This window comes from Xenorhabdus mauleonii (assembly GCF_900113945.1).
GTDB classification, from domain to species: domain Bacteria; phylum Pseudomonadota; class Gammaproteobacteria; order Enterobacterales; family Enterobacteriaceae; genus Xenorhabdus; species Xenorhabdus mauleonii.
This window is the reverse complement of the sequence record NZ_FORG01000016.1, coordinates 44,958-59,113: the sequence shown is the minus strand read 5'-3', so window position 1 is coordinate 59,113 and position 14,156 is coordinate 44,958. Positions and strand designations below refer to the sequence as shown.

The following is a 14,156-nucleotide window of genomic DNA, read 5'->3' as shown; positions in this document are numbered from 1 at the left end:
GTGAGTAGCATATTTTTGATGGCAGGATGACATAAAATGACAGGCGGGAAATTAATAGAATTTGTCAGATGACTGATGAAAGTTGAAGGTAAAGGGCAAGGCTTCCTAATCCGTAATGCTTATTAATTTCCCTAGGTTGGTATGACATTTGAAGGGGAGGTAGGTAAAGAGTGATGCCGCTCTTTGATGGTTGAGTACAAAATCGAGTACATTAAAAATTTAATAAAATTAAAATAGTTATATTACAATGGATTGGATGTCAAAATTCATAATCGTGAAAGTAGAAACTTTGTTGTTCTTTACTGGTGTTCAATGTTGTGTGTTCTCCGTCATCGCCAATTAAATCATATCGAAAATGTGTACCTAAAACAGTGCATACTAAAAACTGCGCGTACTAAAAACGATGATTCTCAGTAACACTAAATTGCGAGTTATACATGGTAAACCATATTCTGGCTAATCTGAATGAACAGATCTGAATGTTTGTGATATGGAAAAAATGAACTGATTCCGTAAAAGTTGGAAGAGTGACTTTTGGGCTATTTAATGCCAGTGTATTATTGTGGGGTAAACACCATATTTGAATCTCGTGAATCTTTCCCTAAAACAGGATGATACTGATGATAGAAATTACAGACACACTTCCGACACCGAAAGAGTATGTCACATTGCGTGAGCGAGCTGGGTTATCAGTAAAATCTATAGAAGCTGCACAGAAAGGATTACCTAACTCACTGTTTGCCGTTTACTTACGTACTCAAGGAAAACTGATTGGAATGGGTCGTGTGATTGGTGATGGCGCATGTTTTTTTCAAATAGTGGATATTGCTGTTGATCCAGATTATCAAGGGCAAGGGCTTGGTAAAACAATTATGGCTCGAATTGATACCTGGTTGGAGGCACAAGCCTTATCAGGCTCTTATGTTTCTTTGATTGCGGATGAACCTGAATTTTATGCAAAACTCGGTTATCAATTGACAAGCCCAGATGCGCAGGGGATGTACCGGCGTTTAACACCTAAGTCTTAAAAATTATCGAAACTAACTTGTCTATACGTTGCTTGAAATTGTATTGTGGGGTTAGCATAAGAAATTATCAGTCAGATTAAAAAGGTGTAAAAAATGGACAACACAAATAAACCAACATTTCATAATGTACTGGAGTTTGTGCGTATATTCCGTCGTAAAAACAAATTGCAACGTGAAATTGTAGATAATGAGAAAAAGATCCGCGATAACCAAAAGCGCGTATTACTGCTCGATAATTTGAGTGATTACATTAAACCTGGTATGTCGATTGATGATATTCAGGGAATTATTGCTCATATGCGCAGTGATTATGAAGAACGTGTCGATGAATATATCATCAAGAATGCGGAGTTATCTAAAGAGCGCCGTGAATTATCTAAAAAATTGAAAGCGATGGATGGTGGGGTTAAATAAGCTTTCGGTTGCCAATAGTTAGATTGATAAAATTAAACCACGCCATTGTGCGTGGTTATCATTTTTTTTGGCGATGGAAATATCAGTTCCAATGTGGTTTAAGTTCAGGATCGACTAAGGCATAAATCTGATAATAAGTTTGTTCATCATCTGCCATTTGCGCTAATTGTTCAGCGACATCTATGCGGCTTACCATGCCATGAATTTCATCTTGATAGCGTTGGCAGTTTCCGGTACCTGGCTGATCGGTCAGGCCGCCAGGACGAATAATGGTAAAATTCAGTGTACTGGTTTGTAAGTAACTTTCCGCCAGTGATTTGTGTCTGACTGATTGCCCGAATAGTGATTTGGCTCGCTGCGATAATGTTTTCCAGCTTTCTCCACACCCGATGGAGGTCACTAATAACATGCGTGAAATCTGGGATTTTTCCAATGCATCAATGATGGCGATATTGCCATGATGATCTGAATTCCCTCCTCCAATGGTTGAGAAGACAACCGGGTTTTCCCCCGCATTTGCAATTGCTGTTTCTATACTCTCGTGGTCGCAGGCATCGCCGAATATCACATTAACACCCACTGCACTCAGCTCGGCAGCTTGTTGCTCATTACGAATCAAGGCCGTAACAGGGCGGTTTTGTTTGAGTCCGATAGCCGCTAAATGTCTTCCAATACCTTTCCCAGCGCCAAAAATTAACCAAGGTTTCATAGGCAGGATACTCTCCATAAAATTAATAAACTTCAAATGATAATTATTTAAGTTTATTGGAATAACTCATTGAAAGGAATGAGATTGGTTGTTTTTTGTGGAAATGGGATAAAAAAAATGACTCCTGATAACAGGAGCCATTTGTTCTTATAAGAAATTACAATTTTCGATTATTTGAAAAATTGGGGTTTAACCATGCCAGAAGTAGCAACATTTGTCGCAGAGTGACCACCTGCTCCGCCTTTTCCTTTGAATGGGGAAGTAGGGCGCTGCAATTCGGTAATCACGACGGGTTTTTCCAGCAAATCTGGAGCGGGTGCTCTTGTCATTGGGGAATAAGCGTGATGATATTTTTCCACGATAATCGAAGACTCAATAACTTTTGTCTCTTCCGTTTTAACTTCCTCTGCCTGAGAGCGTGTTTCCGCTGCGACAGTTGGTTGTTCTTCATGATGTTCCTGTTCAACTAAAGGCGACACGATGATTGGCGCTGATTTGTGAGCTGTTTCTTCAGAATCATGCGGCACCTCGTTATGCAGCACTTCATTATGGAGAACGCTAACTTGCGGAGCTTTATCGTCCAATGCAACCTCGGCCGGATGTGTTTCATCATGGCTGCTGGCTGGTGCCACCACTTCTGGCTCTTCGGATGCCACGGCGGAAGAAGATACTTCAGTTGATTTGGTTTCCTCATGAGTTACAGTAGCTTCATGATGAACAACGCTCTCTTGTTGCTCTGCTGCTGCCGCATGAGTTTCCATTGGGCTTGCTGCAGGCTCTGTTATTGCTGGCATCAGAATAACATTTTCTTGCTGTGCCTGAGTTGCCTCATCAAAGGTTTCAACAGCTGTTGGAATTTCAGCTTCGCTATTTGTCACAGGGGTAACAGGATAACGAACCCAGACTTTACCTGATGCCAGTTCTGGTGAAACCACAGCCATTTCTAACGGCACTGGAGATTGAGTTAAGTTGCGTTCATCACGATAACGGCGACGACGCTGACCGCTGACACGCAGATGACGTGGTGAACGGCGGGAACGACGTGGCATGGTGTTATCTTGCTGCTCGTTATTTTGTGAAGCCGCATTTTGAGGCGCATCGTTCTGAGCAACTGTGTCCTGTGATATTGCAGGTTGGTTTGCTGCTTCAGCATGAGTATCAATAATGGCCGGTACAGAAGCTTTTTTCTCTTCTTCGACATTGGTTGATACCGTTTCTGACAAGATGACTGGCAAAGCAGCGGTAACTGCTTCTTTTTTCACCTCATCGGTTATGCGTATTTTTTGCTCAAGCTGACGGCGCTGGCGACGAGGCATGACAGGCTGGCGCTCTTCTGCTTCTTCCTCATTCAGTTCCGGCTTGCTTGCTACTTGCTCAGCTTTGGCTTCCAGTTGTTGCTGACGTTTTTCTTCCTGACGACGGCGCTGACGTTCTGCACGTTGCTCACGACGTTGCTGCTGCTGAGCTTCGCGTGCTTCATTGTCTATTGCAGTGTTTTCTTGTGCATTAGCATTATTTTTCTGCTGTACATTGCGGCCCTTACGCTGTTCATCGCGCTCGCGGTTATTGCGATTTTCATTTTCGTTGCGATCACGTCGTTGGTTTTGACGGCGTGAATTGCGACGGTCTGATGAGCGGCGGTTGTCATTGCCAGAAGATTTTTTGTTATTTGCCTGAGGTTGTTTCTCTTCTTCAGCACTGAATATTTTTTTCAGGGCAGTGAAGAAACGGCTGAACAAACCCGGAGTAGCAGCTTGCTTCTGGTTATTGGCTGCTGCTTTTTTATCTCTGGTTTTTGCTGTTGCCGCAGCAGGTGCATCCGCTGGAAGGTCAAATGTCGAAATGGCTGGTTGTTCTGGACGTTTACGTTCATTCTGGCTTTCATCCTGAACATTTGTCGTTTCTGCATCATGCAATTGTGGAAGCAGGTAACTCAATGCAGAAATTTCTTCGCCTTTACGCACACGCAAAACAGAGAAATGCGGTGTTTGCATTTGGTCGTTTGGCACAATGACAACGCCGACACCGCCCTGGCGATGTTCAATCGCGCTGACAGCCCTACGTTTTTCATTCAGCAAGTAAGAGGCAATTTGTACGGGAACAATCGCATGAACCTGATGTGTATTTTCTTTCAGTGCTTCTTCTTCGATTAAGCGCAGAATAGACAAAGAAAGTGATTCGTTATCGCGAATAGTTCCCGTGCCGCTACAGCGAGGGCAAACGTGATGGCTGGATTCTCCCAACGAAGGGCTTAAACGCTGGCGGGACATCTCCAACAAGCCGAAGCGAGAAATACGGCCAATTTGAATACGGGCACGATCTTGGCGTACTGCATCACGCAGCCGGTTTTCAACTTCGCGCTGGTGGCGCACTGGTGTCATGTCAATAAAGTCAATGACAATCAAGCCACCGAGGTCACGCAAACGCAATTGACGTGCAATTTCATCTGCGGCTTCTAAATTGGTGTTAAAGGCAGTTTCTTCGATATCGCCACCACGGGTTGAACGTGATGAGTTAATATCAATGGCAGTTAAGGCCTCAGTCGTATCAATAACCACTGAACCGCCTGAAGGCAAGCGAACTTCGCGCTGGAAAGCTGATTCTATCTGTGATTCTATTTGATAATGGCTGAACAGGGGAACTTCACCACTGTATAACTTAATTTTACTGGCAAAATCCGGACGCCCCAGCGCAGTGATATGCTGGCGGGCCAAATCAAGGATTTTCGGATTATCTATCAAGATTTCCCCGATGTCAGGGCGCAGATAATCACGGAAGGCACGTACGATAACATTACTTTCCTGATGGATCAGAAACGGGGCAGGATGGTTATCTGCGGCTTTTTTGATAGCTTCCCAGTGTCTTAAACGGAAATTTAAATCTCCCTGTAAAGCTTCTGCGGATTTGCCTACACCAGCGGTACGTACAATCAGCCCCATTCCTTCAGGAACTTCAAGCGAAGAGAGTGCTTCTTTCAGCTCAATGCGATCATCGCCTTCAATACGGCGAGAAATACCGCCAGCCCTTGGATTATTGGGCATCAGAACCAGATAGCTACCAGCCAGGCTAATAAAAGTGGTTAAAGCTGCACCTTTATTTCCACGTTCTTCTTTATCAACCTGAACGATAACTTCCTGACCTTCTTTAAGGATATCCTTAATGTTGGGGCGGCCGTGCGGATGATAATTACTTGGGAAATACTCGCGAGCAATTTCTTTTATGGGCAAGAAACCGTGTCGTTCTGCACCATAATCAACAAAAGCAGCTTCCAGGCTAGGTTCAATTCGTGTAATTTTACCTTTATATATATTGGCCTTTTTCTGCTCGTGCCCAGGGCTTTCAATATCCAAATCATAAAGACGTTGCCCATCAACAAGGGCGACACGCAACTCTTCCTGTTGGGTTGCGTTGATTAGCATTCTTTTCATTCTAACTTACTCATTATTTTTTACATTGGTATAGAGCTGCGAGTAAAAAAGATGAGCTACTGGTTACCGATGGCCTCGTGTCTTTTACAAAACCGTCAGCCTCACGGCTATCGTTTGTATAGAGGCGCCTATTTGCCGGCGAGTCTGGATTTCATTCAAATACAGCACTCTATTTATTGGGGAATACTGTAATTAAGCCAGTACAGATTTTACCCAATCCAGTAAGCTGCAACTCGCAGCCCATAAATTGTTTGATTGAACATTACGTCTTACGCCATTGCTGCGCTTTTGTTCGATCAAACAGATAACAAACAATTTCAATCTTGCCATTCATAGTTTAGTGAACTGTGGCCAGAAAGCATTATTCCATTGCTTTTGGGGTGATAGCAAGGTGACTTTATCGCTTTGGGGTTTTTTTATCAGGAAATAGTGATAAGTTGTTAATCTTTGGCCTTTAAATAAAGTCATTCATACCAATGAAGTAGAAAAACATGGATGTTATTTAGTCACATTAAAAAAATTGAGTGGCGCTCTGTTTGTTGGATAATTAAAATCTCGCCCATGAAAACAAATAATCAAATTGTACAATTTGTCACTATTGATGACGATGAAGCCGGTCAGCGAATCGATAATTTTTTGCTGGCTCGTTTAAAAGGTGTACCTAAGAGCATGATCTACCGGATCCTGCGCAAAGGTGAAGTTCGAGTTAACAAGGGCAGAATCAAACCCGAATATAAATTGGCGGCAGGTGACATCATCAGGATCCCTCCGGTCAGAGTCTCAGACAAACAGGAACCCCCTGTCTCAGCAAAACTGGGCAAGGTTGCAGCACTGGCTGAATGCATTTTGTATGAAGATGACCATATTTTGGTCATTAATAAACCCTCTGGGACGGCAGTACATGGCGGCAGCGGGCTGAGTTTTGGTGTAATTGAAGGATTGCGGGCATTGCGTCCTGAAGCTCGCTTTCTTGAGCTGGTGCATCGCCTCGACCGTGATACCTCGGGCATTTTATTAATTGCAAAAAAACGTTCTGCGTTGCGCGCCCTTCATGAGCAACTGCGTTTGAAACAGATGCAAAAAGATTACTTGGCATTGGTACGCGGTCAGTGGCAATCCCATTGCAAAGTGGTTGAAGCGCCTTTGCTGAAAAATATTCTGCAAAGCGGGGAAAGGGTAGTAAAAATCAGCAACGAAGGTAAGCCTTCTGAAACACGCTTTAAAATTGAAGAAAGGTATACATTCGCGACTTTGGTGCGGGCAAGTCCAGTTACAGGCCGAACGCATCAGATTCGGGTACATACCTTGCATGCGGGTCATCCTATCGCTTTTGATGATCGCTACGGTGATAGGGCATTTGACGCACAACTGGCAAATACGGGCCTTAACCGATTGTTTTTGCATGCAAGCTCTCTGAAATTTACCCATCCATCTACGGGGGAAACTTTACGTTTCGAAGCCCCGTTGGATGATAAATTAAGAACTTGTTTAAGAATATTGCGGCAGAATAATCAATAAGAAGATTCCGTCAGAGGATTAACCCCCTGACGGATCAGCATCTCTGTCAGGGTAATCAATGGCAGGCCGATTAATGTGTTTGGATCTCTGCCATCAAGTTTCTCAAATAATGTGATCCCTAAACCTTCACTTTTAAAACTGCCTGCACAATTAAACGGTTTTTCTTTGTTTAAGTAGCTGATGATTTCTGCTTCGGTAATTTGTCTAAAATAAACATGAAAGCGTTCACAGCGGGTATCTGCATTCCCGGTTTTGCTGTTAAATAACGTAACACCAGTATAAAACGTGACACATTTTCCGCTGGCTTTTTGCAGTTGATTGAACGCGTTTTCAAAATTATGTGGTTTCCCTGTAATTTTGTTATCTAAAACACAAACCTGATCTGAACCTATAATTAAGTGGTTGGGATAATCACATTGCAATGCAGTTGCTTTGGCATGAGATAGCCGCATTACCAACTGTTCTGGATTTTCATTTTCTTGTGGATTCTCCTCAATGTCTGGAGAGGCACAAGCAAAAGATAAACCCAATTTTTCCAATAATAGGCGGCGATAGACAGAAGTTGACGATAAAACAATCGGAAGCATCATTTTTCCATAAAATACGTAGAGAAATCTTTGCAGACATTTTAAACTATACGGCGCTTAATAAGCGAATATTTGGCGGAAAGGTAAGATGTGTGGCCTTTTTCTTTGACTATGTCTCATTACAAAGATAATATGCGCGCCTTATGCAGAAGGTAAAATTACCCCTGACCATTGATGCACTTCGGGCTGCCCAGAAAAGACTAGACTATCAAGGTAGTTATTCTCCTGAGCAAGTTCGTCGCATTGCAGAAAGTGTGGTCAGTGTGGATGGTGATGTAGATAGCTCACTATCGTTTGAAATTGATAATCAGCGTCTGGCTGTTGTAAAAGGGCATTCCGATGTGGATGTCACACTTGCCTGTCAGCGTTGTGGCAGTAATTTCAGTCATCATGTTCACACAACGTATTGTTTTAGCCCGATCGTCAATGACGAAAAAGCTGAGGCATTACCGGAAGAATATGAGCCAATTAATGTTAATGAATTTGGCGAAATAGATTTACTGGCAATGATTGAAGATGAAATAATTCTGTCTCTGCCGGTAGTTCCGGTACATGATTCTGAACACTGTGAAGTGTCCGACGCGGACATGGTGTTTGGTGTATTGCCCGTTGAAGCGGAAAAACCAAACCCATTTGCCGTATTAGCCAGTTTAAAGAAAAGTACTTAAGGAGTAAGGTCAATGGCCGTACAACAGAATAAACCAACTCGTTCTAAACGTGGTATGCGTCGTTCTCATGACGCACTGACTGCATCACATGTCTCTGTAGACAAAACTTCTGGTGAAACTCACCTGCGTCACCACGTGACCGCTGATGGCTACTACCGTGGCCGCAAGGTAATCAACAAGTAATCTCAGCTAACCATTAGCAAGTTGATATCTTGGCTAATCTAACCTTAGCGTTAGATGCTATGGGCGGGGACTTTGGTCCTCGCGTCACAGTGCCTGCTGCTTTGCAGGCACTGGCATCTAATCCGCAATTAAAGCTATTGTTGGTCGGTAACCCCGAAACCATTTCCCCTTTGCTTGCAAATGAAAATGCCGAGCTGCTTGGCCGTTTGCAAATCATCCCTGCGGAACATGTCGTTTCCAACGATGCAAGACCTTCACAAGCTATTCGCGCCAGTCATGGTACTTCGATGCGTGTGGCTTTGGAACTGGTTAAATCGGGAGAAGCGCAAGCCTGTGTCAGTGCGGGAAATACGGGTGCTTTGATGGGGTTGGCCAAATTGATGCTAAAATCCATAGAGGGGATTGAACGGCCGGCATTAATGACAGTGATACCTAACCTGAAACAGCGGAAGACAGTTGTATTAGATTTAGGCGCTAATATTAATTGTAATAGCGGCATGTTGGTTCAGTTTGCGATTATGGGTGCTGTAATGGCAGAGTATGTAGCTGGTGTGGATAATCCGCGAGTTGCGCTGCTCAATATAGGGGAAGAGGAATCCAAGGGGCTGGATAATATCCGCGAAGCTGCTATAACCTTGCGCAATAGCCCGGCTATTAATTATATAGGCTATGTGGAAGGAAATGAGTTACTGACGGGAAAGACCGATGTGCTCGTATGTGACGGCTTCGCAGGTAATGTTACGCTGAAGACGATGGAAGGTGCAATTAGAGTGATTCTATCTCTGGTAAAATCACCGGATGGTCAGCAGAAAAAATCATCTTGGCTGATGAAAATATTCAAGATGAAGATATTCAAAAAATGGTTGCTAAAGCAGGTAACGAAGCGATTTGGTCATTTGAATCCTGATCAGTATAACGGAGCAACGTTATTGGGATTACGCGGTATCGTCATTAAAAGCCATGGTGCTGCCAATGAACGAGCGTTTAAAGCGGCTATTGATCAAGCTGTTCAGGCTGTAGAAAAACAAGTTCCTGACAGAATCGCTGCCCGACTGGATGCAGTATTACCCAAGAGTGAACAAGCATAAATGTATACAAAAATCTTAGGTACGGGCAGTTATTTGCCTGAGCAAGTGCGTACTAACGCAGATCTAGAAAAAATGGTGGATACGTCTGACGAGTGGATTGTCGCTCGTACGGGCATTCGTGAACGCCGTATTGCAGCTGAAGATGAAAATGTTGCAACCTTGGGTTTTAAAGCTGCAGAAAAAGCCATTGAAATGGCCGGCATCGATAAAACAGAAATTGATTTAATTGTTGTTGCAACAACAAGCTCCACGCATGCTTTCCCAAGCGCAGCTTGCCAAATCCAGCAATTATTGGGAATTCCAAACGTTGCAGCTTTTGATGTTGCAGCGGCATGTGCTGGTTTTGCTTACGCTTTGAGCGTTGTTGATAAATTTATTAAAACCGGGGCAGCCAAGCATGCACTGGTAATTGGATCTGACATTATTTCAAGAGTTGTGGATCCAGAAGATCGCGGTACAATTATTCTCTTTGGAGATGCGGCTGGAGCTATGATAGTCGGGGCTTCCGAGGAACCAGGCATATTATCCACCCATCTTCATGCTGATGGCCGTCATGGTGATTTGTTGTCACTGCCCCATCAAAGCAGAGTGGAACTTGATAAGTCATCATATATCTCTATGACCGGCAATGAAGTTTTCAAAGTAGCTGTCCGTGAGTTAGCGAATATCGTTGATGAAACATTAGAAGCTAACAACATGTCTCATTCCGAGCTGGATTGGCTGGTGCCTCATCAGGCAAACTTGCGCATTATTTCAGCGACAGCCAAGAAGTTGAATATGACTATGGATAAAGTTGTTGTGACGTTGGATCGTCATGGTAATACCTCGGCAGCATCAGTACCGACAGCATTTGATGAAGCGGTGCGTGATGGAAGGATCCAACGTGGCCAGCTTGTTTTACTTGAAGCATTTGGCGGTGGCTTTACCTGGGGCTCAGCGCTAGTACGTTTTTAATTTAACAGGAAAATAAACATGTCTGATTTTGCAATGGTATTTCCCGGTCAAGGTTCTCAATCTTTGGGGATGTTGGCAGATTTAGCCACGGAGTTCCCGCTGGTTGAGCAAACTTTCGCAGAGGCCTCTGCGGTTTTGGGATATGATTTATGGGCATTAGTCCAACAAGGAACCGCAGAAGAGCTGAATAAAACGTGGAAAACCCAACCTGCGTTACTGGCAGCTTCAGTAGCCATTTGGCGTGTTTGGCAAGAAAAGGGAGGTAAAGCACCTTCCATAATGGCCGGTCACAGCCTCGGTGAATATTCGGCATTGGTTTGTGCTGGCGTGATTGACTTCAGTCAGGCAATCAAACTGGTTGAACTACGCGGGAAGCTGATGCAGGATGCTGTACCAGAAGGACAAGGGGCGATGTATGCCATTATTGGTCTGGATAATGAGTCCATTGCAAAAGCATGTGACGAAGCAGCACAAGGGCAAATTGTTTCACCCGTTAACTTCAATTCACCTGGACAGGTTGTGATAGCTGGTGAAAAAGATGCAGTTGAACGCGCTGGCGCAGCATGTAAAGCTGCGGGCGCAAAACGCGCATTGCCTCTGTCTGTGAGTGTACCTTCACACTGCGCACTGATGAAATCGGCTGCTGATCAATTGGCAGTTGCATTGCAAGCGATTGAATTTAAACAGCCACTATTCCCTGTCGTTAATAATGTCGATGTAAAAGTAGAAAAATCTGCCGACGCTATTCGCGACGCGCTGGTTCGTCAGTTGTATAATCCTGTACGTTGGGCTGAATCGGTTGAATACATTGCTGCGCAAGGTGTAGAACAACTGTTAGAAATTGGGCCGGGTAAGGTATTAACTGGGTTGACTAAACGAATTGTTGATACTTTAAGTGCTGTGGCAGTAAATGATGTATCATCACTCACAGTTGCTCTGAACAAATGACTGGGGAAAACATGAGCTTTGATGGAAAAATTGCACTGGTAACAGGTGCGAGCCGCGGTATAGGTCGCGCAATTGCAGAATTATTGGCTGAACGCGGTGCATGTGTTATTGGTACTGCGACCAGTGAAAAAGGTGCTGAAGCAATCAGTGCCTACCTTGGTGATAAGGGCAAAGGTTTTGTACTGAATGTCACAGATTCAGAATCCATTGAAAATGCACTATCGAATATTCGTGCTGAATTTGGTGAAATAGACATTTTAGTTAATAATGCAGGCATCACTCGTGATAACTTGTTGATGCGCATGAAAGATGATGAGTGGCAAGACATTGTTGACACTAATCTTTCTTCTATTTTTCGTCTGTCAAAAGCAGTAATGCGCTCTATGATGAAAAAACGTTATGGACGCATTATTTCCATTGGTTCTGTTGTTGGAGTAATGGGAAATGCTGGGCAGGTGAATTACACGGCAGCGAAAGCAGGGGTTATTGGTTTCAGTAAATCACTGGCCCGTGAAGTTGCTTCCCGTGGTATCACCGTCAACGTTGTTGCACCTGGTTTTATCGAAACAGATATGACCAAAGCGTTGACTGACGAACAGCGTGCAGGTATTGAAGCTACAATTCCTGCCAATCGTCTTGGTGATGCAAAAGAAATTGCCAGTGCTGTAGCGTTTCTTGCTTCTGACGAGGCCGCTTACATTACGGGTGAAACATTACATGTCAATGGCGGCATGTACATGATCTAAAAATGAGCGAACTATCTGTTTCTGATGTATTTTTTATACAGAAAGAGGCAGATTGTGGTTCGACCAGCCGGGATTTGGTTGCATCTTTTCCTGTATTTTATAAACTACGAAAACCATCGCAAAAGCGAGTTTTGATAGGAAATTTAATAGTATGAGCACTATCGACGAACGCGTTAAGAAAATCATCGTTGAACAACTGGGTGTTAAAGAGGAAGAAGTTGTAAATTCAGCTTCATTTGTTGATGACTTGGGCGCTGATTCTCTTGACACAGTTGAACTGGTAATGGCTCTGGAAGAAGAGTTCGATATCGAGATCCCAGACGAAGAAGCTGAAAAAATCACCACAGTTCAGGCTGCTATTGACTACGTTGAAAACGCAGGTAAATAAGCACACATACCTAGGCGGTCGTTCGACCGCCTATGTTTTTTGTCCTAAATTTTTTCCCTCCCTGGAGGATAACCGTGTCTAAGCGTCGAGTAGTCGTGACCGGACTAGGCATGTTATCTCCTGTCGGCAACACAGTAGAATCTTCTTGGAATGCTGTTTGTAGCGGACAGAGTGGTATCGGCCTTATCGAACATTTTGACGCCTGTAACCATGCAACTAAATTTGCTGGTTTGGTGAAGAATTTTAATCATGAAGATTTTAATATTTCGCGCAAAGAAGCACGGAAGATGGATCTCTTCATTCAATATGGTATTGCTGCGGGCATACAAGCCATTGAAGATGCAGGAATTGACATAACAGAAACCAATGCTAGCCGCTTTGGTGCTGCTATTGGTTCTGGTATTGGTGGTTTGGGCCTGATTGAAGAAAACCACAGTACATTGCTTTCTGGCGGCCCTCGTAAGGTCAGTCCATTCTTTGTACCTTCGACCATTATCAATATGGTATCAGGCCATCTGAGCATCCTTTATGGTCTGCGTGGTCCAAGCATTTCCATTGCAACCGCTTGCACTTCTGGCGTACACAATATCGGTCATGCGGCTCGTATTATTGCCTATAATGATGCTGATATTATGCTGGCTGGTGGTGCGGAGAAAGCGAGCACAGAATTTGGTATTGCCGGTTTCGGTGCTGCACGTGCATTGTCTACCCGTAATGATGATCCTCAAGGCGCAAGTCGTCCTTGGGATAAAGATCGTGATGGCTTTGTGCTGGGTGATGGCGCTGGTATTGTCGTTCTTGAAGAATATGAACATGCCAAAAAACGTGGTGCAAAAATCTACGCTGAAATTGTCGGCTTTGGTATGAGCAGTGATGCTTACCATATGACATCACCACCTGAAGACGGTGCGGGTGCTGCTTTAGCAATGAGCAATGCCCTGAATGATGCTGGTCTTTCACCAGAGCAAGTGGGCTACATTAATGCTCATGGCACTTCAACTTCAGTTGGTGATTTGGCAGAAGCTCGTGCAGTTGAGTCTGTTTTCGGTAAGGGCACTAAAGTATTGGTGAGTTCTACCAAATCAATGACAGGCCATTTGTTAGGCGCGGCTGGTGCGGTTGAATCCATTTTTACTATTCTTTCGCTGCGTGATCAGATTGTTCCTCCTACCATTAACTTGGAAAATCAGGATGAAAACTGTCATTTGGATTTAGTTCCAGGTGAAGCGCGTAAAGTTGAAGGGATGGAGTACGCTCTGTGTAACTCTTTCGGTTTCGGTGGCACCAATGGGTCATTGATTTTCCGCAAGATCTAAAAACAAAACACTTTGCGTCAATGAAGAGCCTCAACATTTGTTGAGGCTTTTTTATACCTACTTTTTTATCATGAATTAGAATGGTCATCGAATGTAAGTTCGCCGAACGTAGGTTCACTAATTGTATGGGTTTTTGCACTGTCGGGACACCTATACTATTATAGCGCCCCTTAGTAGCTGA

Annotated in this window: 14 protein-coding genes; 11 read left to right on the top strand and 3 right to left on the bottom strand. The window is 43.8% G+C overall.

What is annotated here, in order from left to right:
* Positions 1-620: 620 nt before the first annotated feature.
* Positions 621-1,028, top strand: coding sequence for a GNAT family N-acetyltransferase (locus BM100_RS14925; RefSeq protein WP_211284479.1), 408 nt, complete (start codon positions 621-623; stop codon positions 1,026-1,028).
* A 93-nt stretch (positions 1,029-1,121) separates the two neighbouring features.
* Positions 1,122-1,442, top strand: a complete 321-nt coding sequence (tmaR, locus tag BM100_RS14920; protein ID WP_010846704.1) for a PTS system regulator TmaR — start codon at positions 1,122-1,124, stop codon at positions 1,440-1,442.
* A gap of 82 nt (positions 1,443-1,524) precedes the next feature.
* On the opposite strand, the gene BM100_RS14915 is transcribed toward tmaR, so the two are convergent.
* Both BM100_RS14915 and rne read right to left on the bottom strand, forming a co-directional pair.
* Positions 1,525-2,151, bottom strand: coding sequence for an SDR family oxidoreductase (locus BM100_RS14915; RefSeq protein ID WP_092512324.1), 627 nt, complete (start codon positions 2,149-2,151; stop codon positions 1,525-1,527).
* Positions 2,152-2,321: 170 nt separating this feature from the next.
* Entirely contained in the window at positions 2,322-5,579 is a 3,258-nt protein-coding gene (gene rne, locus BM100_RS14910) for a ribonuclease E (RefSeq protein ID WP_092512321.1), read from the bottom strand.
* Between the two features lie 561 nt (positions 5,580-6,140).
* Between rne and rluC the strand changes: the two genes are divergently transcribed.
* Positions 6,141-7,097, top strand: a complete 957-nt coding sequence (gene rluC, locus BM100_RS14905) for a 23S rRNA pseudouridine(955/2504/2580) synthase RluC (protein ID WP_092512412.1) — start codon at positions 6,141-6,143, stop codon at positions 7,095-7,097.
* Here the strand turns inward: rluC and BM100_RS14900 are convergent.
* Positions 7,091-7,684, bottom strand: a complete 594-nt coding sequence (locus tag BM100_RS14900) for a Maf family protein (RefSeq protein WP_092512319.1) — start codon at positions 7,682-7,684, stop codon at positions 7,091-7,093. The genes rluC and BM100_RS14900 overlap by 7 nt on opposite strands.
* Positions 7,685-7,827: 143 nt before the next feature.
* Here BM100_RS14900 and yceD point away from each other — a divergent pair, with 143 nt between their 5' ends.
* From yceD to fabF, 8 genes are all read left to right on the top strand, one after another.
* Positions 7,828-8,352, top strand: coding sequence for a 23S rRNA accumulation protein YceD (yceD, locus tag BM100_RS14895; RefSeq protein ID WP_092512317.1), 525 nt, complete (start codon positions 7,828-7,830; stop codon positions 8,350-8,352).
* Between the two features lie 12 nt (positions 8,353-8,364).
* The gene (rpmF, locus tag BM100_RS14890; RefSeq protein WP_092512315.1) at positions 8,365-8,535 is read left to right on the top strand and encodes a 50S ribosomal protein L32; all 171 of its coding nucleotides are present in this window, start codon (positions 8,365-8,367) and stop codon (positions 8,533-8,535) included.
* Between the two features lie 29 nt (positions 8,536-8,564).
* Positions 8,565-9,623, top strand: a complete 1,059-nt coding sequence (gene plsX / locus BM100_RS14885) for a phosphate acyltransferase PlsX (protein WP_092512313.1) — start codon at positions 8,565-8,567, stop codon at positions 9,621-9,623.
* Positions 9,624-10,577, top strand: a complete 954-nt coding sequence (locus BM100_RS14880; protein ID WP_092512311.1) for a beta-ketoacyl-ACP synthase III — start codon at positions 9,624-9,626, stop codon at positions 10,575-10,577.
* Positions 10,578-10,595: 18 nt separating this feature from the next.
* Positions 10,596-11,525 carry an ACP S-malonyltransferase gene (fabD, locus tag BM100_RS14875; protein ID WP_092512309.1) on the top strand — a complete coding sequence of 310 codons (930 nt, stop codon included), beginning with the start codon at positions 10,596-10,598 and terminating at the stop codon, positions 11,523-11,525.
* A gap of 11 nt (positions 11,526-11,536) precedes the next feature.
* A complete protein-coding gene (gene fabG / locus BM100_RS14870; RefSeq protein ID WP_092512307.1) occupies positions 11,537-12,271 on the top strand; it encodes a 3-oxoacyl-ACP reductase FabG in 735 nt (244 codons plus the stop codon).
* Between the two features lie 151 nt (positions 12,272-12,422).
* Positions 12,423-12,659 carry an acyl carrier protein gene (gene acpP / locus BM100_RS14865; RefSeq protein ID WP_004247087.1) on the top strand — a complete coding sequence of 79 codons (237 nt, stop codon included), beginning with the start codon at positions 12,423-12,425 and terminating at the stop codon, positions 12,657-12,659.
* A gap of 74 nt (positions 12,660-12,733) precedes the next feature.
* The gene (gene fabF, locus BM100_RS14860) at positions 12,734-13,975 is read left to right on the top strand and encodes a beta-ketoacyl-ACP synthase II (RefSeq protein WP_092512305.1); all 1,242 of its coding nucleotides are present in this window, start codon (positions 12,734-12,736) and stop codon (positions 13,973-13,975) included.
* Positions 13,976-14,156 lie beyond the last annotated feature (181 nt).

Excerpts from the sequence above, each read along its gene's own strand:
- yceD (WP_092512317.1), top strand. The coding sequence starts at position 7,828 with ATGCAGAAGGTAAAATTACCCCTGACCATTGATGCACTTCGGGCTGCC.
- tmaR (WP_010846704.1), top strand. The coding sequence starts at position 1,122 with ATGGACAACACAAATAAACCAACATTTCATAATGTACTGGAGTTTGTG.
- BM100_RS14900 (WP_092512319.1), bottom strand. The coding sequence starts at position 7,684 with ATGCTTCCGATTGTTTTATCGTCAACTTCTGTCTATCGCCGCCTATTA.
- fabD (WP_092512309.1), top strand. The coding sequence starts at position 10,596 with ATGTCTGATTTTGCAATGGTATTTCCCGGTCAAGGTTCTCAATCTTTG.
- BM100_RS14915 (WP_092512324.1), bottom strand. The coding sequence starts at position 2,151 with ATGAAACCTTGGTTAATTTTTGGCGCTGGGAAAGGTATTGGAAGACAT.
- rne (WP_092512321.1), bottom strand. The coding sequence starts at position 5,579 with ATGAAAAGAATGCTAATCAACGCAACCCAACAGGAAGAGTTGCGTGTC.
- BM100_RS14925 (WP_211284479.1), top strand. The coding sequence starts at position 621 with ATGATAGAAATTACAGACACACTTCCGACACCGAAAGAGTATGTCACA.
- BM100_RS14880 (WP_092512311.1), top strand. The coding sequence starts at position 9,624 with ATGTATACAAAAATCTTAGGTACGGGCAGTTATTTGCCTGAGCAAGTG.
- fabG (WP_092512307.1), top strand. The coding sequence starts at position 11,537 with ATGAGCTTTGATGGAAAAATTGCACTGGTAACAGGTGCGAGCCGCGGT.
- acpP (WP_004247087.1), top strand. The coding sequence starts at position 12,423 with ATGAGCACTATCGACGAACGCGTTAAGAAAATCATCGTTGAACAACTG.
- rluC (WP_092512412.1), top strand. The coding sequence starts at position 6,141 with ATGAAAACAAATAATCAAATTGTACAATTTGTCACTATTGATGACGAT.
- rpmF (WP_092512315.1), top strand. The coding sequence starts at position 8,365 with ATGGCCGTACAACAGAATAAACCAACTCGTTCTAAACGTGGTATGCGT.